The organism is Paenibacillus sp. SSG-1, from assembly GCF_002224835.1.
GTDB classification, from domain to species: Bacteria; Bacillota; Bacilli; order Paenibacillales; family Paenibacillaceae; genus Paenibacillus_AQ; species Paenibacillus_AQ favisporus.
In genome coordinates this window covers 5,880,728-5,901,182 of record NZ_MBRK01000001.1, presented here as the reverse complement: position 1 = coordinate 5,901,182, position 20,455 = coordinate 5,880,728, and the positions used below count along the sequence as shown (strand labels likewise).

The 20,455-nt window shown below is 56.0% G+C and carries 21 protein-coding genes and 1 riboswitch; of the genes, 9 read left to right on the top strand and 12 right to left on the bottom strand.

Going from position 1 to position 20,455, the window contains the following annotated elements; translation table 11 throughout:
- Positions 1-114 precede the first annotated feature (114 nt).
- On the top strand, positions 115-1,131 hold the full coding sequence (locus tag BCV73_RS27060; RefSeq protein WP_089549227.1) for an ABC transporter substrate-binding protein: 1,017 nt from the start codon (positions 115-117) through the stop codon (positions 1,129-1,131).
- A 159-nt stretch (positions 1,132-1,290) separates the two neighbouring features.
- Here the strand turns inward: BCV73_RS27060 and BCV73_RS27055 are convergent, their stop codons facing one another.
- Together BCV73_RS27055 and BCV73_RS27050 are read right to left on the bottom strand one after the other, a co-directional pair.
- Entirely contained in the window at positions 1,291-1,992 is a 702-nt protein-coding gene (locus BCV73_RS27055; RefSeq protein ID WP_089549226.1) for a YcnI family copper-binding membrane protein, read from the bottom strand.
- 59 nt (positions 1,993-2,051) lie between these two features.
- The gene (locus BCV73_RS27050; RefSeq protein WP_089549225.1) at positions 2,052-3,719 is read right to left on the bottom strand and encodes a copper resistance CopC/CopD family protein; all 1,668 of its coding nucleotides are present in this window, start codon (positions 3,717-3,719) and stop codon (positions 2,052-2,054) included.
- Positions 3,720-4,134: 415 nt separating this feature from the next.
- On the opposite strand from BCV73_RS27050, the gene BCV73_RS35175 reads away from it, so the two are divergent.
- Positions 4,135-4,305 carry a hypothetical protein gene (locus tag BCV73_RS35175; protein ID WP_163880247.1) on the top strand — a complete coding sequence of 57 codons (171 nt, stop codon included), beginning with the start codon at positions 4,135-4,137 and terminating at the stop codon, positions 4,303-4,305.
- Between the two features lie 153 nt (positions 4,306-4,458).
- Here the strand turns inward: BCV73_RS35175 and BCV73_RS27045 are convergent, their stop codons facing one another.
- Complete coding sequence (locus BCV73_RS27045; protein ID WP_089549224.1) at positions 4,459-6,342, bottom strand: bifunctional diguanylate cyclase/phosphohydrolase; 1,884 nt, start codon at positions 6,340-6,342, stop codon at positions 4,459-4,461.
- 218 nt (positions 6,343-6,560) lie between these two features.
- On the opposite strand from BCV73_RS27045, the gene BCV73_RS27040 reads away from it, so the two are divergent.
- The 3 genes from BCV73_RS27040 (at position 6,561) to BCV73_RS27030 (ending at position 9,775) form a co-directional block, all read left to right on the top strand.
- Complete coding sequence (locus BCV73_RS27040) at positions 6,561-6,902, top strand: metal-sensitive transcriptional regulator (protein ID WP_076172948.1); 342 nt, start codon at positions 6,561-6,563, stop codon at positions 6,900-6,902.
- A gap of 47 nt (positions 6,903-6,949) precedes the next feature.
- Positions 6,950-7,150 (top strand): copper ion binding protein, encoded by a 201-nt coding sequence (locus BCV73_RS27035; RefSeq protein ID WP_076172696.1) that lies wholly within the window; start codon positions 6,950-6,952, stop codon positions 7,148-7,150.
- 186 nt (positions 7,151-7,336) lie between these two features.
- Positions 7,337-9,775, top strand: coding sequence for a heavy metal translocating P-type ATPase (locus BCV73_RS27030; RefSeq protein WP_089549223.1), 2,439 nt, complete (start codon positions 7,337-7,339; stop codon positions 9,773-9,775).
- A 188-nt stretch (positions 9,776-9,963) separates the two neighbouring features.
- Here BCV73_RS27030 and BCV73_RS27025 read toward each other — a convergent pair whose 3' ends face one another.
- Complete coding sequence (locus BCV73_RS27025) at positions 9,964-10,347, bottom strand: MerR family transcriptional regulator (RefSeq protein WP_089549222.1); 384 nt, start codon at positions 10,345-10,347, stop codon at positions 9,964-9,966.
- A 325-nt stretch (positions 10,348-10,672) separates the two neighbouring features.
- Between BCV73_RS27025 and BCV73_RS27020 the strand changes: the two genes are divergently transcribed.
- The gene (locus tag BCV73_RS27020; RefSeq protein WP_089549221.1) at positions 10,673-11,713 is read left to right on the top strand and encodes an NAD(P)-dependent alcohol dehydrogenase; all 1,041 of its coding nucleotides are present in this window, start codon (positions 10,673-10,675) and stop codon (positions 11,711-11,713) included.
- A 127-nt stretch (positions 11,714-11,840) separates the two neighbouring features.
- Here the strand turns inward: BCV73_RS27020 and BCV73_RS27015 are convergent, their stop codons facing one another.
- Positions 11,841-12,503, bottom strand: coding sequence for a histidine phosphatase family protein (locus BCV73_RS27015; protein WP_256993016.1), 663 nt, complete (start codon positions 12,501-12,503; stop codon positions 11,841-11,843).
- Positions 12,504-12,752: 249 nt separating this feature from the next.
- Between BCV73_RS27015 and nfsA the strand changes: the two genes are divergently transcribed.
- Both nfsA and BCV73_RS27005 read left to right on the top strand, forming a co-directional pair.
- Positions 12,753-13,496: an oxygen-insensitive NADPH nitroreductase gene (gene nfsA, locus BCV73_RS27010; protein ID WP_089549219.1), complete on the top strand. Its 744-nt coding sequence runs from the start codon at positions 12,753-12,755 to the stop codon at positions 13,494-13,496.
- A gap of 258 nt (positions 13,497-13,754) precedes the next feature.
- Entirely contained in the window at positions 13,755-14,570 is an 816-nt protein-coding gene (locus tag BCV73_RS27005) for a hypothetical protein (protein WP_089549218.1), read from the top strand.
- A gap of 63 nt (positions 14,571-14,633) precedes the next feature.
- On the opposite strand, the gene BCV73_RS27000 is transcribed toward BCV73_RS27005, so the two are convergent.
- From BCV73_RS27000 to BCV73_RS26975, 6 genes are all read right to left on the bottom strand, one after another.
- Entirely contained in the window at positions 14,634-15,488 is an 855-nt protein-coding gene (locus BCV73_RS27000; protein ID WP_089550421.1) for a TatD family hydrolase, read from the bottom strand.
- A gap of 41 nt (positions 15,489-15,529) precedes the next feature.
- On the bottom strand, positions 15,530-16,342 hold the full coding sequence (locus BCV73_RS26995; RefSeq protein ID WP_076172704.1) for an ABC transporter ATP-binding protein: 813 nt from the start codon (positions 16,340-16,342) through the stop codon (positions 15,530-15,532).
- Between the two features lie 30 nt (positions 16,343-16,372).
- Positions 16,373-17,131 (bottom strand): ABC transporter permease, encoded by a 759-nt coding sequence (locus BCV73_RS26990; protein WP_076172705.1) that lies wholly within the window; start codon positions 17,129-17,131, stop codon positions 16,373-16,375.
- Positions 17,128-17,421: a thiamine-binding protein gene (locus BCV73_RS26985; RefSeq protein WP_076172706.1), complete on the bottom strand. Its 294-nt coding sequence runs from the start codon at positions 17,419-17,421 to the stop codon at positions 17,128-17,130. The genes BCV73_RS26990 and BCV73_RS26985 overlap by 4 nt, the downstream gene beginning before the upstream one ends.
- 54 nt (positions 17,422-17,475) lie before the next feature.
- Positions 17,476-18,525 carry an ABC transporter substrate-binding protein gene (locus BCV73_RS26980; RefSeq protein WP_089549217.1) on the bottom strand — a complete coding sequence of 350 codons (1,050 nt, stop codon included), beginning with the start codon at positions 18,523-18,525 and terminating at the stop codon, positions 17,476-17,478.
- Between the two features lie 217 nt (positions 18,526-18,742).
- Positions 18,743-18,855, bottom strand: a riboswitch (TPP riboswitch).
- 74 nt (positions 18,856-18,929) lie between these two features.
- Positions 18,930-19,316: a VOC family protein gene (locus BCV73_RS26975; protein WP_089549216.1), complete on the bottom strand. Its 387-nt coding sequence runs from the start codon at positions 19,314-19,316 to the stop codon at positions 18,930-18,932.
- Positions 19,317-19,493: 177 nt separating this feature from the next.
- Between BCV73_RS26975 and BCV73_RS26970 the strand changes: the two genes are divergently transcribed.
- A complete protein-coding gene (locus BCV73_RS26970) occupies positions 19,494-19,790 on the top strand; it encodes a hypothetical protein (RefSeq protein ID WP_089549215.1) in 297 nt (98 codons plus the stop codon).
- A 62-nt stretch (positions 19,791-19,852) separates the two neighbouring features.
- On the opposite strand, the gene BCV73_RS26965 is transcribed toward BCV73_RS26970, so the two are convergent.
- Positions 19,853-20,452, bottom strand: a complete 600-nt coding sequence (locus BCV73_RS26965; protein WP_089549214.1) for a CGNR zinc finger domain-containing protein — start codon at positions 20,450-20,452, stop codon at positions 19,853-19,855.
- Positions 20,453-20,455 lie beyond the last annotated feature (3 nt).

Genomic DNA, 20,455 nt, shown 5'->3' with positions numbered 1-20,455 from the left:
GGTGCCGAATTCCCGGCAAGAAAATAAAGATTGACAAGGGAACGGCGAGCTGTTAAGTTTTCAATTGATAATGATTATCATTACTGATGAATTACATACCTATGGGGGGTTATTATGTTTACAAGGTCCAAATCATTGTTTACGGTCATGATCCTGGTGGTCATGCTATCCATGCTGGTGACGGCCTGCGGCGGCAATAGCGGCGGCAGCGGGTCAGCGGCATCCGGCGGGCCGGCAGCCGAAACTTCAGGCAAGGAGACAGCCGCACCGGATTCAAAGGAAACGGCGTCGGACGGAGGAACGCGTACGTACAAGACAGAAAAAGGCGACGTGGAGATTCCCGTAAAGCCGCAGCGCATCGTAACTGATTATTATGGCGGCGAGCTGCTGTCCGTCGGCGCCCCTGTAGTGGGCGCGGAACCGAGCATTTTCCAAAACCCGTTCCTGAAGGATAAACTGAACGGAGTAGAGGATGTAGGCTATCCAATCAATACCGAGAAGGCGCTCTCGCTCAAGCCCGACCTGATCGTCGTCATGTACGACGACAATTATGAGGCGTTGTCCAAAATCGCACCGACCATCTACATTCCTTACGGCACGGCAACCAACGTTGACGATACGGTGCGCCTGTTCGGCGACATTGCCGGCGAAAAGGAAAAGGCGGAGGAATTCATCAAAGCGTTCGACGAAAAAGCAGCGGCTGCCCGTGAGAAGCTCAAAGGCGTCGTCGACGAGAACGACACCTTCGGTATCTACGAGTTGACGGACAAGGGCGAGCTGTGGACGTTCGGCGACAATGCCGGCCGCGGCGGCCAGGTGCTGTACAATGCGCTCCAGCTGAAACGCCCCGCGAAGAACAGCAAGGAAAACCAGACGCTGCAGCTGTCCATGGAACTCCTGCCGGAGTATGCGGCGGATTACATGTTCCTGACGACCTACGATCCGGAGAAGAAAGGCGACAAGCTGAAGGAACTGAAGGCTTCCCCGGTATGGAACAGCCTGGCGGCCGCGAAGAACGACCGCATTTACTATAACGACTTTGACACGTTCTACCGCTATGATCCGATTGCTATTATGGGCCAAATCGATTTGTTCGTGGATATGATCCTCGAACACAGTGGTAAGAAATAGGAATTAGCATATAGAGTGTCCAGGCGGCAACGATTGATACTGCCGGTAACGAAAAAGAAGCTGCTCCGCTTTGATGCGGGGCAGCTTCTTTTTGTCTTTAACATCGCTTTGTCGAGCTGTCATGGACAGTTTCTCTGAGCAGCCGTTTTTACCGGTCGTTTATTGCCGTCTTTTCGTAAACGAAGTGATCAAGGACACGATGGACAGCAGCAGGGCGGCAATCGAGGCGACCAGCGTCGCGGTCTGAACGCCGCTGCTTCCGGAATCCGCCGTGGCCGGGGTTTGAGTCGGTACGGCAGCCTGGTCCTGAGCGGACGTGTCGGCCCCGGCTCCGTTATCCGTGGAGGCCGTGTCGTCATGGCCGTGATCGGCAGGCTCCGTGGATTCCGCGACGGTGATTTTGGTGATGGAGTGAGGCGAATCCGCGCCTTCGTCACCCGTCCATTCCACGATACTGCCGTCTTTGTAATATTGGTAGGCGTCCCAGGCGACATCGGCATCCTGGTCCGGGTTCTGCGCAACGAAGTTGAACTGCTGGAATTCACCGGCATTGATGCCGGCCCCGGTAGCGCTCCACGTAATGGTTTTGATTTTACCCGAGGCATCCTTTTCGGTCGTGACTTTCCACTCCGGCACCGGCTGGTACTGTTTAAGGTCCACGTTCTCCGGCACTTTTAACGTTACCTTGGTAGTGGCCACTTCTTTCTCAGACGGAATCTTGATCGTGTACGTTTCCCAGGCTCCCGGAGCCGATGTGGCCGGCTTGACCGTCACATGGGCGCTGGCGATGCCGGAAAACAGAAGCAGGCCGGCGGCTGCCGTGATCAAGAACGGGATGCGTTTGCTCAACAATGTTTTCATGCTCAATACCCCTTTATATTGTATTTGGTGATGAGGCCGATATCACTTGCCCGCATGCTTCAACTGCTTCCGACGGTAATCTGGAAATCGGTATCCCAGGCGTCGAGGGACTCGGTCAAAATATGGACATGGACGTTCCAGCGGCCTGCCATGCTGATCAGGTCCTGGGCTTTATACGTCTTGTCGGCGCCGGGAATCTCGATTTCGTATTTGCCCATATCCATGTCCAGCGAGGTCAGCGTCAGCTTGATCTGCTGAATGCCCTGCACCGGCTTGCCGCTGGCATCCTTCACGCCTACCTCGAAGGTATTCTCGCCCGCGATATTCGGGCTGATCTGCAGCGTGACGACGGTGCGGTTATCCAGCGTCTGCTGCACACTCACCGGCCCCGGATTGGAAGATGCCGGGGGCAGGTTCGAGAGGGCGGCGGCGAGCACCAGGGCCGCAATGCCGGCCGCGAATTCGATCCATACGCCGGCGCCAAGCGGCTTGCTGCGGCGCTGCCCGCGGATGAGGTGCACAGCGGCGAAGCCGAGCATCACCAGCAGCAGCACGCATTTCAGCAGCAGGATGCGTCCGTAGGCGGTGTGAAGGAGCGAATACCAGGTCGGTACATACGTCAGCGAGGCGTACACGCCGCTGATCAGCACAGCCGCCACCAAGGTGGTGCCCCATAGAGAGAAGCGCTCGATGACCGCGAAGTAACTCTTTTTACGAAGATCCGGTTCGTCTGGCAGCGATGCCTCCCTAGGCAGAATCAAGCCGAGGGCGAGCAGGCAGCCGAGCCAGATGGAAACCGACACGAGATGAAGGAAATCCATAAATACCGGCATCCATATCGATTCGGCCGAAGCGGCGTGCCCAATGAATGCCTTGGACAGCAGCAGCCCCACGCCGGTGAGCAGTGTGCCCGCATACAACGCACGGAGCCCTTTTTGCTCGGTGCTCTGGGTTGCGGCATAGAGCAGTGCGCCCAGGAACAGTACAAGGATCACCTGCACCAGCCAAATATGGCCGAAGCTCGTAATGCGCAGCATTTTGCCGAGGAGCTCTGCGTTCCACACCTCGCTCCAGTCGACTCCGGCTTCGATCGCCGTTTGCATCGGCAGGCTCAGGAGCACACCGAGGATCAGAGCGGCATAGGATATGCCCAGAAGCTTACGGCTCCGAGGAGATAACACCGGATGCCGGGACCCTCCGCCCGCAGGCAGCAAATATAGATAAAAGCATAAAACGCCAAGCAGAAAAGCCAAGCTTACATAAAAGACCCAGCGGATCAGGATCAGATCGGCGCCCGGCGTATAACCCGCGTACACAATGTGGCTGGCCGTACCCTGGCTGCCTGTGCCGATTTGGAACGGAAACGTTCCGTTCACCGGATGGCCGTCACCGGACACGGCTTTCCACTGAACTGTATAAATACCGTCCGGAAGACCGGTCTTCAGGTCGACTTCCAGGACGGCCGGCTGTCCGGCCGGAACTCTGCTGCTGCCCTGGTTAACCTCTGTTCCGGACGAATCCATCACGATGATGGAGTGAAAGGCCGGCTGCAGCGCCTCGTTGAACTGAAGCGTCACTTTGGCTGGCGTCTGCGTCATCACTTCATTATCGGACGGGCTGGACTTGGTCAGATAGGCATGGGCCGAACTGGAGGCAGGATGAATGAGCACTCCGATGAAGATCACCAGCATCCACACCCATAGCGGTTTCATATTACGTTTGAACATATCAAGGATTCACCTACTTTGAATTCGGTGCCGTTACCGCCGCTTGCGGCCGGCACATTGGTAATTGTATAGCCATCGTTCCGAGATGAAAATGACCCTAATGGGCTATAGCGGACCACAGGATTCATCGATTTCGTGAACTTTCGCCATGAAGCTGGATGGATCTAGGCGATTCTTCTTTTTCGGAAGCTAAATTTTTCCATAAAATGGGATGTTTGGCGGCTGACTTGCCGGATACCGGAGGATACGGCAGGATTTCTCCGGCTGGGGGCTCTGAGCCCCGGTCATCGCGGTTCAGCCCGCGAGGGCCGGGATCAGCCATTTTCAGCACATTTTCAATAAGTTTCAGGTCTCGATATAATAAAAAGGGAGTTCCCAATGAACGAAAAAATTGAAATCAGGAGTGATGTTATTCATGAGTTTGGCTGTGTTGGAACGTCGGAGTGAGCTGCTGAAGAAACGGATTCAACAATTGATCATTAAAGATAACCAGTACGGAATCAGCCGTCAACAGAACATGTTCCTGCAGCACATGATTAAGGAATTACACCAAACATCATACGAGTTAAACACGGAGCGCGGGTAAGCCGGCTGGGCTTATCCGGACGGAGAGAAAAAGGGTACCCGCAAGGGTATCTTTTTAGATTAAGAAAGCAATGAAATCAAGTTGAAGAAACCCGGATCATGCTCGCAGACATGCGCCGGGTTTTTCGTTCATATAAATAGAATACGTGTGAAATCAAGACGTTGTAGGCGAACCCGCATAGAGAAGGTTCACATCCGCAGCAGGGAGGGCTTTGCCCTTCTGTCTGGCTTCGATATACCGGATGAACAGCTCGGTCAGGTCCGGGTCAAACTGGGTTCCGGCACAGGCGCGCAACTCGCGGATTGCATCTTCGACCGATTTGGTGTTCTGGTATGGGCGCTCCGAGGTCATGGCGTCAAAGGAATCGATCACGGTGAGCATCCGGCACAGCAGGGGGATTTCCTCCCTCTGATACCCATGCGGATATCCCTTGCCGTCGTACCGTTCATGATGCAGCTCGATATAGGGCACCAGCGCTTTGAACGGCTCCTGAATGAGCGCGATTTCCTTGCCCCAAACGACATGCTTTTTCACCGTTTCCCATTCCGAAGGGCTCAGCTTGCCCTGCTTCCGGATAATGTCGCGCGGTATTTCGAGCTTGCCGATATCGTGGATGAGTGCCCCGAGCACGAACTGCTTCCGGCTGACCGGGTCCAGCCCGAGTACTTTGCTCATATCCATGGCGTAGCGAAACACCCGCTTGGAATGCTTGAACGTATCGATATCCTTGTACAGAAACAGGCTGAGCAGCTGCTCGATGTTTTTGACGTCCTGGGCGATGTCCTGCTCATCCTGAACAGGCTGGGATTCCCCAAAGATTTGTACGGTGTTTTTACCCTGTTTTTTGGCACCGTAGAGGGCCTGGTCCGCCTGATCCACCAATAGCGATTTGTCGTGAATGTCGGGCTTGTATCCGGAAATGCCGGCTGAGAAGGACAAGCATCCATGCGGAAAAATTTCTACGCCTTCGTAAGGGGTATCGTTGATCCGTTTGCGCAGACGGTTGATAAACTCAAGGGCTTGCTGCGTATCGTAACCGGGCATCAGCAGGGAAAACTCCTCACCGCCGTACCGGGAGGCGGAAATGCCGGCCGTTTCCGATTCTTCTTTTAAAATTTGGCCCATGAGACCCAGCAGCCGGTCGCCCTTCAGATGACCGAAGTGGTCGTTGTACTTTTTGAAATCGTCGATATCGACCATGGCGAGGGACAGCGGCTTGCCGGTATTTCTCGCCTGCTGCAGCTGTACGTCGAGAATTTGCTCGAAGTAGGTGTGATTGTACAATCCTGTCCGCTGATCTGTATTGGCGCGCTCCTGCACCTGCTGATACATGCCGAACTGCATCCGGAACAGGTGGGACAGCAGCAGGCTGATGCCGAGAAACAGCCCCAGTCCCGTCACGCCGTTATGAACGACCATGATCGTGAGCACGAGAGAGAGGATCAGGATGCATAAGTAGACAAGCATGGATTCCCGCAGCAACCCCTTCAGCAGGGCGTACAGGTTGTCCCGGTTGCGGTACATCAAGCAGTAGTACAAGCTGATACATATCAGGTTCAGTATAAAATAAGCAACGAGGGCGCCGACGTATGCCGGCAAATGAACGTTCTGAAGGTAGCCCAGACGGCCGCCCATCAGATGAAACATGCCGCCTGCACCAGAAATCATGATGGAATAGATGGAGAAGTTGAGAAGGTGCTTCCACCATGCTAATTTCCGTTCGATGAAGGCGAAGATGACCGCGCTGACCAGCAGCATGGCCAGAGAAGCCGCGCTCCCATAAGTAAAGATGCACGCCAGATATACGACCGAGTCCATCGACTGCTTGCTCCCGTCCGGGGGAACCTGGAAGGTATACATATACAGAACCAGCGACGCGGCAAGCATGGAGCCGAGAAGAAGCCAGTCCGCTGAAGTATATTCGAGGGACAGGCTGCGCATATGGAGCAGGAACAGAAGGGTGCCAAGCAGGCAGAACACCATCGTGCCGACCAACCCGGGAATTTGCTGCTGCGTAATAAGACGTTTTTTGAACATAAGATTTATCTCCCTGCAGCAAAAAAATGGATATTCGAATCAGATGTTTATTTCGCCTTGTTAAATCTTAATTCCTTTAATTTTCAAGGCGGAATGGAAAACGAATCATCATCTGACGGTTCTGCGCTTGCATACTATTGGGGGGTATCGTATAATGATGGTATCAAAGCGGCATAGGAGGTGTCCTTATGGCGAAGGTCGAAATGAAGGTCGAAGGAATGACGGGCGATGCCCTGCTCTCCGCAGTCGGTCCTCACAGCTCCTGCGAAGGGGGATGCAGCGAGCGGCACAGCCACCATTCGGAACAAACCAAGAACAATTTGATTACCCGTTTGAACCGGATTGAAGGACAGATCCGCGGCGTGAAAGGCCTGATCGAGAAGGATACCTATTGCGATGATGTGCTGAACCAGATCGCGGCGATCCAATCGGCCCTGAACGGCGTAGGCAAGCTGCTCCTGGAGGGTCATATGAAGAGCTGCGTGGTCGAGCGGATCGAAGCCGGAGACCATGAAGTGATTGACGAACTGCTGGTTACGGTGAAGAAATTAATGAAATAATACCTGCATGAGAAGCAGGGATTATCCAACTTAAGGAGGAATATATGATGAAACAAGTTACGCTTAACGTTCAAGGCATGTCGTGCAACCACTGCGTCAATGCGGTAGAAGGCGCGGTGAAGAATGCCGGCGCCGCAGGCAAGGTTGACTTGCCGTCCAATACGGTGACTGTGGACTATGACGAGAACAAAGTAAGCCTGGACACCATTAAGGCGGCGATTGAGGATCAAGGCTACGATGTTGTCTAAACATTAGATCAGGCGGATGTTACGCCTCGAATACGAGTTTCAGAAGATGGCGGAGGCGAGGATGTCCTCCGCTTTATACCAGGCAGCGATGCGAATTTACGTGATTTGCGGGCGCTGCCTTTTTTGACTCCAGTTTATACCCCGCTGGGGTATGCCATAGACTTGGGGAAAGGAGAGGACGCGGCTATGGAACAGCATACGCCGGATCAATCGGAGAAGCATACGACCCTGCCCATTACGGGAATGACCTGTGCGGCCTGCGCAGCCCGGATCGAGAAGGGGTTAGGCCGGATGGAGGGCGTCAGCCGGGCGAACGTGAACCTGGCATTGGAGAAGGCCTCCGTCACCTATGATCCGAAGCAGACCAATCTGAAGCAGCTGGAAGACAAAATCGTATCGCTCGGTTACGGTACGATGAAGGAAACGATGGATTTTGACATTACGGGAATGACCTGTGCAGCCTGCGCGACCCGGATCGAGAAGGGGCTCGGCCGGCTGTCCGGCGTGACGGAGGCGAATGTCAATCTGGCGCTGGAAACGGCCCGGGTGGAATACATGCCGGGGACCGTGACCGTGCAGGACATGATGCATAAGGTGGAGCAGCTCGGGTACAAGGCGATTCCGAAGCAGGAAGCCAAGGATACCGCCGAGCTCCGCCGTCAGGAGATCCAGCACAAGCGGTGGAAGTGGATGATGTCGGCCATTCTCTCCCTGCCGCTTCTATGGGCGATGGTTGGCCACTTTTCCTTTACGGCATGGATCCCTGTGCCCTCGCTGTTCATGAACCCTTGGTTCCAGCTGATTGTGGCTACGCCGGTACAGTTCATCATCGGCGGGCAGTTCTATGTCGGAGCCTATAAAGCACTGCGCAATTGGAGCGCCAACATGGACGTGCTGGTCGCTCTGGGTACATCGGCCGCTTATTTTTACAGTCTGTATCTGACGATTGCCTCCGCCGCGATGGGAATGAACCATTCGGTGGAAATGTATTATGAGACGAGCAGCATTCTGATCACGCTGATTCTGGTGGGCAAGTGGTTTGAGGCGCTGGCCAAAGGCCGGTCCTCGGAGGCCATCAAAAGCTTGATGGGACTGCAGGCCAAAACGGCGCTCGTTCTGAGGGACGGGAAAGAGGTCAGCATCCCGGTCGCGGACGTGGCCGCCGGCGATACCGTGATCGTCCGTCCCGGGGAGAAGATCCCGGTGGACGGGCGGGTACTCGAAGGATCGTCCTCTGTAGATGAGTCGATGCTGACCGGCGAAAGCCTCCCGGTCGAGAAACGGACCGGGGACAACGTAGTGGGCGCTACGCTGAACAAGAACGGCGTGCTGCGCATCCGGGCGACGAAGGTCGGCAGCGAGACGGCGCTGGCCCAGATCATCAAGGTGGTGGAGGAGGCGCAGGGCTCCAAGGCACCGATCCAGCGGATCGCCGACGTCATTTCCGGCATCTTCGTACCGATCGTGGTCGGCATAGCGATTGTAACCGGGCTGGCCTGGTATTTCCTTGTGGACCCGGGCCACTTTGCCCCTGCCTTGGAGAAGGCCATCGCGGTGCTCGTCATTGCCTGCCCGTGCGCGCTCGGACTGGCGACGCCGACCTCCATCATGGCCGGCTCCGGCCGGGCCGCGGAGTTCGGCATCCTGTTTAAGGGCGGGGAGCATCTGGAGTCGGCGCAGGACGTCCAGGTGGTGGTGCTGGACAAAACCGGCACCGTGACGAGCGGCAAGCCGCAGCTGACGGACGTGGTGCCCGCGCCGCTCATGACCGAGCAGTCGCTGCTGCGGATGACTGCCGCGGTCGAGAAGCATTCCGAGCATCCGCTGGCGGAAGCCATCGTGGCGGGCGCGCAGGAGCGGAGTAAAGGGCTGCCGCTGCCGGAAGCGAAGGATTTTGCCAATCTGCCGGGCTACGGCGTCTCCGCCCGGGTCGACGGCCGCTTCGTGCTGATCGGCACCCGGAAGCTGATGGCCGAACGAGGAGTAGCGCTGGACAGCGCCATTCCGGTAATGAATCGGCTGGAGGAGGCCGGGAAGACGGCGATGCTGGTGGCGGTGGACGGCAGATATGCCGGGCTCGTAGCCGTCGCCGATACGATCAAGGAGACGTCGCGCGAGGCGGTGTCCCGCCTGCAGGAGATGGGCATCGAGGTCGTCATGATCACCGGCGACAACGAGCGGACGGCGCAGGCGATTGCGGCCCAGGCCGGCATCCGCCGCGTGCTGGCGGAGGTGCTGCCGGAAGGCAAGGCCGAGGAAGTGAAGAAGCTGCAGCAGGCCGGCCGCAAGGTCGCGATGGTCGGGGACGGCATCAACGACGCCCCGGCCCTGGCTACGGCCGATATCGGCATGGCGATCGGCACAGGGACGGACGTGGCGATGGAGGCCGCCGACGTCACCTTGATGCGGGGCGATCTGAACGCCATCGCCGACGCGATTCTGATGAGCCGCCGGACGATGGGCAACATCAAGCAGAACCTGTTCTGGGCGCTCGCCTACAACACGGTCGGCATCCCGATCGCCGCGGCCGGCTTCCTGGCGCCATGGCTGGCCGGCGCGGCGATGGCGTTCAGCTCCGTGTCGGTCGTGCTGAACGCGCTGCGCCTGCAGCGGGTGAAGCTGTGACTCTGCCGCCGATTAGACTTAAACGGCGGTGGCAAGGATTATGCCGGTCGCTAGTGTAACTGCATATACTGCACATCAAATACGCCCAAGGGAACCGGATGAACGCCGGCCCCTTGGGCTTTTTGCGTGTAAATCATTTCCCATGGCTCCTGATCAGGACTGATGCCTGGCAATATGGCCCGGGTCGGTCAAATTTTAATGTCCGCATGATTCCTTTGAGCTTCGAGCACGTCGTACAGCGCCAATTTATAATTGATTTTATCCAGATTGCGGTAGAGATCGGCTATTTTATTTTCAATATCTTTTTTATGCTGGAGCATCATCGCTTTACGTTCCGAAATGGTGAAATCGCCCGCTTGATACAACCGGACATATCTCTGTATCTGCACGATGGGCATGCCCGTTGCCCGGAGTGCGGTAATGAAATGAACCCATTCCAGGTCCTCATCATCGTATTGGCGTTTTCCGTTCTCATCGCGTTTGACATGAGGGAGCAGGCCTTCATTTTCATAGTACCGGAGCGCGGAAGCCGAAATTCCAGTCATCTGCGTGACCTCTTTTATACTGTTCATGGATACACCTCTCTGTATTTGTTTTTAAAGTTAACTTTAGCATAAATGATGTTCAGAGGTAACTGAAATGAGCGGTTGGATGGATCGAATACCGATGGGACAGGCAGCAGGTTGTTGGAGAAAACGGAACACAGTATGAAAAGCAGAGGATGCCTGAGCAAAATCTGCGTAAAGAACTCAGGAATAGGAAGTGTTTATGCCAAAGGATCGTGGTCTCTGATTTGATGGAAAAATACCCTTGACTTAAAGTGAACTTTAAGATTTATGCTAAAAATGCAATCCATAAGGCAATCCAATTCCATGAGTAAAGGAGTAGTGAGAAAACATGTGTAAAACACGCGTGCTCAGCGCCCCAGGCGCAAAAAAGCCTTTTGAAAAAACAACGATTGAGCGGAGAGAGCTGCGGCCGGACGACATTTTAGTCGATATTCATTACAGCGGTATTTGCCATTCGGATATACATAGTGCCTACGATGAGTGGGGCGGGGGGATATTCCCGATGGTTCCCGGTCATGAAATTGCCGGCATCGTAGCGGCCGTAGGTTCGGAAGTAACCCAATTTGCGGTGGGTGACCGCGTTGGCGTGGGCTGCTTTGTAGACTCGTGCGGAGCGTGCGAATACTGCCTCATGGGGGAAGAACAGTATTGCACGAAGGGCGTCGTTCAGACCTATAATTCGCTGGACTATGACGGCAATCCGACCTATGGCGGGTACAGCCAAAAGATCGTCGTTACGGAAAGATTCGTAGTCCGGATCCCGGAAGGTCTGGAGTTGAGCGAGGCAAGCCCGCTGCTCTGCGCCGGCATCACCACGTATTCCCCATTGAAGCATTGGAACGCTGGTCCCGGCAAAAAAGTAGCCATTTTGGGGATGGGCGGACTCGGCCACCTGGCGATCCAATATGCGCATGCCCTGGGTGCGGAAGTCACGGTTTTGAGCCGCTCCATGGGTAAAAAAGACGAAGCCCGGAGCTTCGGCGCAGACGATTACTTTTCTACCAGCGATCCGGATACGTTCAAAACGCTGGCCGGCCGTTTCGATCTCATCCTGAACACCGTATCCGCGAATCTTGACGTTGATGCGTATCTATCACTCCTTCGCGTCGACGGTACGCTTGTGAATGTCGGTGCACCGGGCAAGCCGGATCAGTACAATGTGTTCTCCTTAATTATGGGCCGCCGCAGCATCGCCGGATCGCTCGTAGGCGGCATTCGGGAAACGCAGGAGATGCTTGAATTCTCAGCGGAGCACGGCATTGCTCCTAAAATTGAGGTGATCCGCGCCGACCAAGTCTACGAGGCTTATGAACGCGTCCTTCGCAGCGACGTGCGGTACCGGTTCGTCATTGATATAGCTACACTGTAATGAGTCCATGTTTCGATGTGGAACTCGCTCAACAGATATCGGGTCGCCATGCGCTTCATGGACGGATCCATCTGAGCCCTGGCAGGGACTGTGCCACAATCCCCCTGCCGGGGCTTTGTGCTGCCGGTTACTTCTGAAGATGCTGGATGGAGGCGAACCCGGCCAGAACGAATCCGCCGTGCCCGCCGGACAGGACGGTCGTGATCGAGCACTCCGCCACCAGCTCGCTCTGCCTGGAGACAAAGGAGGGATGCCAGCGGTTCAGCACGCTCTCGGGAAAGGCATTGAGCAGAAAATCCGTGATCAGTCCGCCGTGGGTGATCAAGGCGAGATGTTTGCCCGGATGCTGCAAAGCCTGCTCCGACAGCAGCGATGACAGCCGGTCGCCGGCCTGCCGCGCGGAGTCGCCGACGGGTGGGACGTAATCCCGGTCGTCCGTGCATCGTTCCCACATGCGCACAAACGCTTCGAAGGTTTGGCCGGGAAGGTCGCCCCAGTTGGCGCGCTCCCTCAGGCGCACATCGGTGTGCACGGGAAGGCCGGACGCTTCAGCGATATATCCGGCCGTGTCCGCCGCCCGCCGGAGCGGGCTGGACACAATCGCGGCCAGGGGCAGCCGGCCTAAATGCCGGGCGGTCTGACGGGCTTCCAGTACTCCCTCGGGGGAAAGCGGGACATCGCCTATGGCGCGGACCTTGGTGCCGTGCCGGACGAGATAAAAGGTGGTGCTGGTGGCAATCGGATTCATAAAGGGGCCTCCTTGGCATAGACCGTTAGTGTTGCGGTTCAAATCGTTAACGTGATTAACAAACAACAATTGATTTAGCGTAAGTGAAATTAGATGTTTATCTAAATACACTCTAATGGATTTCTATGAAAAATAGAACAGGGGAAGCCACAGCGCATCCATTTTTTGAAAGGAAGAGGATTGGTTTATAATAAAAAGGTGCATGTCTGCCTGTATTCACGCGATTGCAGGTGCGGTACAAGTCATGAGGCGGCTAGACAATAACCACTCGCGTTAGGAGATGTATGACTGATGAACGAGGTTATATCCTTAATAAAAAACCACCGCTCCATCCGCAAGTTCAAGAATGAACCGGTCACGGAGCAGCAGCTGAACGAGATCATTTCTGCGGCACAGTGCGCTTCCACTTCCAGCAATGTTCAGGCCTACAGCGTTATCGCGGCCACGGACCCGGCCCTGAAGAAGCAGCTGGCCGAATTAGCCGGCAATCAGGCCTATATCGAGGAATGCCCGGTGTTTCTGATCTGGTGCGCGGATTTGCACCGTTTGGATCAGGTCACCGCCGGGCACATGGCCGGCCGGGAGTCGTACGTGGATTCGACGGAGAATTTTATCGTGGCCACGGTCGATGCGGCCTTAGCGGCACAGACGGCGGCGGTCGCCGCGGAATCGCTCGGGCTTGGCATCGTCTATATCGGCGGCGTCCGTAACCGTATCGCCGAATTGTCCGAGCTGCTGAACCTGCCGGAGCTTGTCTACCCGGTATTCGGCATGTGCCTGGGTGTGCCGGATCAGGAGCCGGGCATTCGTCCGCGTCTGCCGGTGGAGGCGGTTCTGCACCGCAACGGTTACAACGAGGAGCGGATTCAGGAGCCGGTGCAGGCATATGATCAAACGATGCAGCGCTACCTGTCCGAGCGTACCGGCGGCAAGCGGGATACGCCATGGTCGCAGATTATGGCCGATCGTTTGGCCGAGCCAATCCGGCTGCATATGCGGGAGTTTTTGAGCGGTAAAGGCTTTATGAAAAAATAAACCGGCAGCCGCCGTAACTCGATTATGATAAAAAAGAGGCTTGCGTTTAAAATAGCGCAGGTCTCTTTTTTTATTGTGTCTGTTGTGCCAATTTTCCTTTTCCTGGGTAAATAACTTAGGAATGGTGACAAAACCTTCATCCAAAAGTAACGGAGCCACCCTTTTATAGACAAGCAGGGGTCTCTATAATGCTTATAATCGCTATCCCAGATTAAAAGATATAGAAAAGATTATTTTATGGAAAAGGAGCAGCCATACATGCGGACAAGATTCAAAATGGTACTGCCGGGATGCTGTATGCTTCTGGCTTTGGCGGGTTGCACGGAACCGGGCGGCTTGAATGACGGCCTTGGAAGGACTCCTGCTCCCATCAGCGCCGGCGAGGAGGCAGGAAAGCCTGGCAACGTGGAGAACGGGCATTCATCAGGTGGGGCAGCTGGAACAGCGGAGCAGGGAGTTCAGGGGAGTAACGCCTCTTTTGCCGATCAGATGAAGGCCCTGACGAACGCGGGGACCGTGAAAAGCTTGAGCTATTCCCGGCTCACCCAAAAATACGTATACATCAAATCGACGGCCAGCAGCAGCTTCGAGGTCTATTTCGGAGACTTTCAGGCGAAAACGGAAAAGCTCGTCATCAAGCATACATACAGCGCCAAGGAGTCAAGCGTATCCCTAAGCCCTACCGGGCCTTACTTTATCGTCACCCGGGTAACGAGCCGCAATCCCGACCGCTATAAATCGGAGCTTTACTATACCGGAGATTTGAAGCCCTACGCGGTGCTGAACACCTTTGGCGAGCCCAGATGGGACGAGGATGGCAGGCTGATCCGGTCTTCGGAATATTTCGATAAGCATCCGAATACGTACCGAAGCCAGATCAGTGTAGATTCCTTGAAAGCCGTACCGGAACCGGACGAAGTGTTCGCTGAGACCGTCACCGTGGTGAAGGGTCCCGAAACGTCCCGGAAGACCGGCGTTATCTTCAACGTGACCAAGGTGGACAAAAACATGATCTATTATCAGGAACTGAATCTGGATACCAAGCAGATTGAAAACAAGCAGAAGCTGTATTAAGGGCATATCCTGGTTTTGTAAAAAGAAAAAGGCCTGTCCGTAGCGGGCAGACCCTTTTTTGATTTAGCACGGAAGGCCGTAAAAACGGCAGGCATTGGCATGCAGCAGCGCCCTGGCTTCCGGCAGGGGGACGCCACGAAGACTGCTCCATACCGAGGCCACCTTTGCGGTCATGCGGGGATGGGTCATCTGACCGGCGAACGGCCCTTCGAACGGCCAAGGCCCGTCGGTCTCGGTCATCACCTGGGAGGCGGGATAACGGCGCGCGAGCTCCTGGATTTCCGCCTCATAGGCGATATCCGGTGTAAACGAGACGTAATATCCGCTATCCGCCATGCGCCGCACGGTGTCCGCCGATCCTTTGAACCAGTGGAAATGGGCACGGGAGACGCCGTGCTTTTCCAGCAGATCGCAGGCGATATCCGCATCCTCGTACACGGCGTGCAGCACGATCGGCTTGTCATGGTCCCGGGCAAAACGGACGAAGCGCTCAAGCAGCGCCTCGTACGGCCCGTTATCCCATGGAAGTCCGGCTTCCGCTGCCTCCAGCCGCGAGTAGTACGGCAGGCCGACTTCGCCGACGGCGACCATGTCGTCCGCATGCTCCGCCATCCAGCCGAAGAGCGCGTCGATCTCGCGGTCAGCATGGAGCGGCTGCTCGGGATGGAAGCCGAAGGCGGGATAGACCTGCCCGGGCCAAGCCTGGGCAAGCCTCAGATTGGCTTGGCTCGATAACAAATCCATGGACACGCCGATGACGGCTGCGACGCCTGCATCTTTCAGGCTCCCGAGCAGCGCCTGCGTCTCGTGCTCCTTATAAGTATCGAGATGAATATGGGCATCGATCAAGGGCGCGAGCGGCGACCGATTCGCCTCCGCCGGCGATGCGGATGCCGCTGCTGCCCGGTCGAGGACCATCTCTTGGCCGTTTGCGGGTTTTACTTCGCTGTGGTTGCCGCTCATTGGCGTGAACCTCCTTGCTGTGCAGCCTGCATTTTTCGCTGCTCCTCGCGCATCCATTCGCTCAGCTGACGCTTCAGCTGCAGAAACTCGGGAGCCTCTGTCACTTCCTCGCGCCGCGGGCGCGGAAACGGCACGTCGATGGCGTGCAGCACCGCGGCCGGCCGGCTCGAGAAGACGTAAATGCGGCTCGAGAGCAGCAGCGCCTCCTCGATGTTGTGCGTAATGAAGAGAACCGAGCGGCGGTTCTCTTCCCAAATGTCGAGCAGCCAGCGCTGCATGTCGCTGCGGGTCAGCGCATCGAGCGCGCTGAACGGCTCGTCCAGGCACATCAGCTCCTGCGGGCTGAGCAGCGCGCGGAGAAAGGCCGCCCGCTGCTGCATGCCGCCCGACAGCGTATGCGGATGCGCCTTCTCAAAGCCGGCCAGGCCGACTTTGGCGAGCCAGCGCCGCGCGTCCTCACGGGCCTCCCGGCTGACAGGGCCGTGCACCTCCTGGGCCAGCAGCACATTGTCCTCGATCGTCCGCCAAGGGAACAGGGCGGGCTGCTGCGGCATGTAGCTGATATGCCCCTGCTGCCCGGTTACCTCGGCGCCGTTCATCCGGACGGTGCCGGCATCCGGGCGGGTCAGCCCGCCGATCACGTGCAGCAGCGTGCTCTTGCCGCTTCCCGACGGCCCGATGATGGACACGAATTCGCCTTGGCCCACGGTCAGCGAGATGTCGCTGAGTACCGGCAGTGTTCGGCGCTTCTCTTTGAAGCTTTTGCTGACGGAGACGATCTCCAGCGCGGGCGCGGTTTTTTTATTCATCACGGTATTTCTCCTTTCCGGCCTGGCCCGCTAGCCCTGCTTCGGCTTCCAGCGGACGAACCATTTTTCGAGCAGCGCAATCAGCCCGAACATCAGCAGGCTCAGCACGACGATGATCATGATCGCCACGAACATGCGGTCGGTGCGGTAGCCCGATTTTTGCAGCATCATATAATAGCCGATGCCCTTGTCGGCCCCCAGCCACTCGGCGATAATCGCACCCATGACACTGTAGGTGGCGGCAATTTTAATGCCGGAGAAGATGGAAGGGAGCGCGTGGGGCAGCTCCAGCTTGGCGAAGATTTGGCCCTTGCCCGCCCCGATCATGCGCATGTAGTTCATCATGACGGGATCGGTCTGCTTCAAGCCGCCCAGGGCGGCGACCGCCACCGGAAAAAAGCAGACGAGCGTGATGACGATCAGCTTGGGCAGGAGGCCGAAGCCGAACCAGATCATCAGCAGGGGGGCGAGGGCGATGGTCGGGATATTTTGGCTTAGAATGAGCAGCGGATACAGCGCCTGTTTTAAAAACGGAATCAAATGCAGAATCAGTGCGATGACCAGCCCGATGGCGGTTCCGATGGCGAAGCCGAACACGGTCAGCTTCAGCGTGGCCCATACATGCTCCCACAAGCCGCCGGAAGCGGCCGCGGCTTCCCGGGCGATGTCGCTCGGCGCAGGCAAAATCCATTGTTCAATATGGAACAGGGAGGTCAGCAGCTGCCACACGAGCAAAAAGAAGATGACCGCCACGAGGGGCGGCCATACGTTTTTCCACCAGCTTCTCATGGACGGTACTTCTCCGTCAGCTTGTCCATGCTGATTCCGCCGGGATTATGGGCGATTTTGACCTGGGAGATGATACTCGGGCTGCCTGCGGCCACCAGAGCTTCGTGCATTTTGCGCACGACGTCCAGCAGCTCCTCCAGCTCGCCCTCCATCGTCGTTTCCAGCGGGTGCACCTCATGCTTCACGCCGGACTGCTGAATGACCTCAATGGCACGGTCGACGTAGGCGTAAGAGTCTTCGTTGCCCGGCGTCTTCGGGATCACCTGAATGCTTAACAGCGTATTGGCCATGCGAATCTACTTCCTCTCTTCATAGGTTACGGTATCTCTTAGGTTATGTGCTGCTTATTGTTCCGGCAAAAAGTCATTCGTGTACGCACTCTTCACGTCCAGCGGCTTGTCCAGCAGCTTGTGATCGTACATCCAGTCGGAATAGCCCTTCCAGATCTGTTCCTTCTGCTCGCCCCAGCGGGCTGCGTCGTCTTGATATTTAGGACTTAACCATTTCTGGCTTTCGATCACCAGCTGCTTATCGAGGTCCGGCACGTCCTTCAGCAGCAGGTTGGCAGCTTCTTCCGGCTTGTCGATCGCGTACTGATAACCTTTGGCGGTCGCGCGCATAAACGCTTTAACCAGCTCGGGGTCATCCTTGATCTGCTTCTCGTTCGTTACGAGAACCGGTGTGTAGTAGTCCAGCTTATCGGAATAATCTTTGACATACAGCATGTCCAGCGGCTCGCCGCGCAGCTTCGCCTCGATTCCGGTCCAGCCGTAGAAGATCCAGGCGAAGTCGATGTCCCGCTTCACGGCGGTAAAATAATCGGCGTCGCCCATATTGACGATTTTTACCTTCTTCACGTCCGCCTTGTCGATCTCCATGATGGAGCCCATGACGGCTTCTTCCACAGGGGAGCCCCAGCCGCCGTAGGTTTTGCCTTCAAAATCCTTCGGCGTCTTGATCCCCCGGTCTACCGGTGCGGCAAAGCCCGACGTATTGTGCTGGATGACCGCGGCGATCGAGACGAGCGGCACGCCCTGCGTGCGGGCCTGGGTCACGCTCTCCTGATAGCTTACGCCGAAGGGCGCCTTGCCGGAAGCGACCATGGCGTCGGCGCCGGTGGAGCCCGGCTGCACGATCTCGACGTTCAAGCCTTCTTCTTTATAATAGCCCAAGTCTTTGGCAGCATAGAGCCCAGTATGGTTCGTGTTGGGCGTCCAGTCGAGGACGACTTTGACGTCCTTCAGCGGCTTCGCTGCGGTGTTGTCCTGGCCTGCCGTGGTGTCGGAAGCGGATGTTCCTTCTCCGCCGCCCGTATTGTTCTGGCTGCCGCCGCATCCGGCAAGCGCCAGTACGAGCATGCAGACCAGCAGCAGGCCGATGGATTTGTTCTTCATGGCTTTCTCTCTCCTTTGATGTCCGGCCGTTCTTGTTCTCTCTGTGGAAGCACCGACCGGTGATCCCCTCTCCCCGTTATATTTAGAATCGTAAGCCGATCTGAGTGACTGAATCATCGAAGCATTCGCAAGGCGTAATCCCGTTTTTCACTAGTATGAATGAAAAAAGCGCCCCGTAAACGGGACGCTTCATATGCGCAAGATCAGCACGGCTTGTATGCCGTGACAAACGGTTTCCTACGCTGGCATTACCCAGATCAGGTTAAAAGGGTCAGTATCTTGAAGGGATACAATCTCAGCCGGCCAATTCCAGCACCCCGGATTCTATAAGGTTTTCGGGTTGTTTTCCTCCCATATTATAGTCCATCCCCATGGGGGTGTCCAGACATCCGCCCGATTCCAGATTATCTCTGGAAAAATTCGATCCATTCTTTTTCCGGACCATAGATAAAGAAATATTGGTATCCGTTCGGCAGGGTCACGATTTCCTGATCGATCAGCTCCACGCCGTCGAGCGCCTGGATCCGCTCAAATTCCTTCTGAATATCGTCGACATGGATCGCAAAATGGTGCACCGTGCCCTCAGCCGGCAGGTCGTAGCTGTAGCCTTGAATGAGCTCGATTTCCGTCTCGTTACTGCCCCCGAAGCCGAGAAACGCCAGCTGGAACACGCCGTTGGTGTGTGTCAGCCTGCCTTTCAGCTCCAGGCCCACGATCTCGGTATAAAATCGGATGGTTGACTCCAAATCCCGTACGACGATGCCGACATGATCCAAACGTTTATTAGCCATATGTATAAGCTCCTTTTCATAGTACTTATAAGTAATGGGTTTGCCCTAAATTAAGGCTATTATAGCATTTAAATCCGAGGTGTAAGGCAACTTTATGTAAACATCATTGTTTATAAATGATAGGCTGCTTGGTGGCTTCGTTAGGTATTGAAATAGTCAGGAACGGGGGAGAGGGTCTTGAAAAAAATAATTGCAGCATGGCTTTTCATGTGTATGTTGACAGCATGTACCGGGCCAACATCCAGTGGAGGGGACATAACGATACTCGATAAGCAGCTCATTGGCTCGACATACTGGATTGTCGCCGAGAAAACCCATAGTAAAGAAGAAGGAGCGTTTAAAATTAAAGTCGATAATGAAAACACTTGGAACTTGTTAGAGGTCGGAAAAACGTACTTATCGACATACTCCTACAAGTCGTTGGACAAAGGAGCTAAACTGGAGAGTGTCCGCCATATAAATCAAGGGCAGTGAACAACGCAACAGGCTCATTTGATTAAAGCCCGGGATGTCCATCAGACGATCCCAGGCTTATTTTAGTTCCCGCGCTGCTTCTTCTTCGCATAAAATTCGGCCGCCTTATGGCGGTTGCCGCAAGTGTCCATGCTGCACCAGCGCCGCTTGCCGCTCTTAGAGGTGTCCACAAAATGCAGGATGCAGTCGTCATGCTCGCAGATCCGGATGCGGTCCGAAGATACGCTTGCCAGCGTCTCGAAGAGGGAGCGGACGATGGGGTACAGCACGCCTTGGACGGCGGTTTGCCCGTAGGTGATGAGAAGGGGGGTGCCCTGCGCATCCCGCTCAGCCCGAAGCGCCACGTCTAACCGCGAAGCTTCGGCCTCCATGGCGGCGAATGCCTCATCCGACAAGGTACCGCCATGGTCCAGGTCTTCTAGAACGAGCCGGCACACGCCGCGCAGACGGAGCAGTTCGGGCAGCAGGTCTTCCCGCGGCACAGCTGAAGCTGCCCCTGCGGTATTGTTCAAGCCGTGCAATTCATTATCGTGAAGCCATTCGTCTAAATAACCTGGCTCCTCCAGCATATCCGTGACCCGGTGCTCCCGCATGCGCACCGTATTGGCGAGATTGATCCACAGGGCGCCTCCCAGCACATTGCGGGAAGGGGATTTATCCATGAT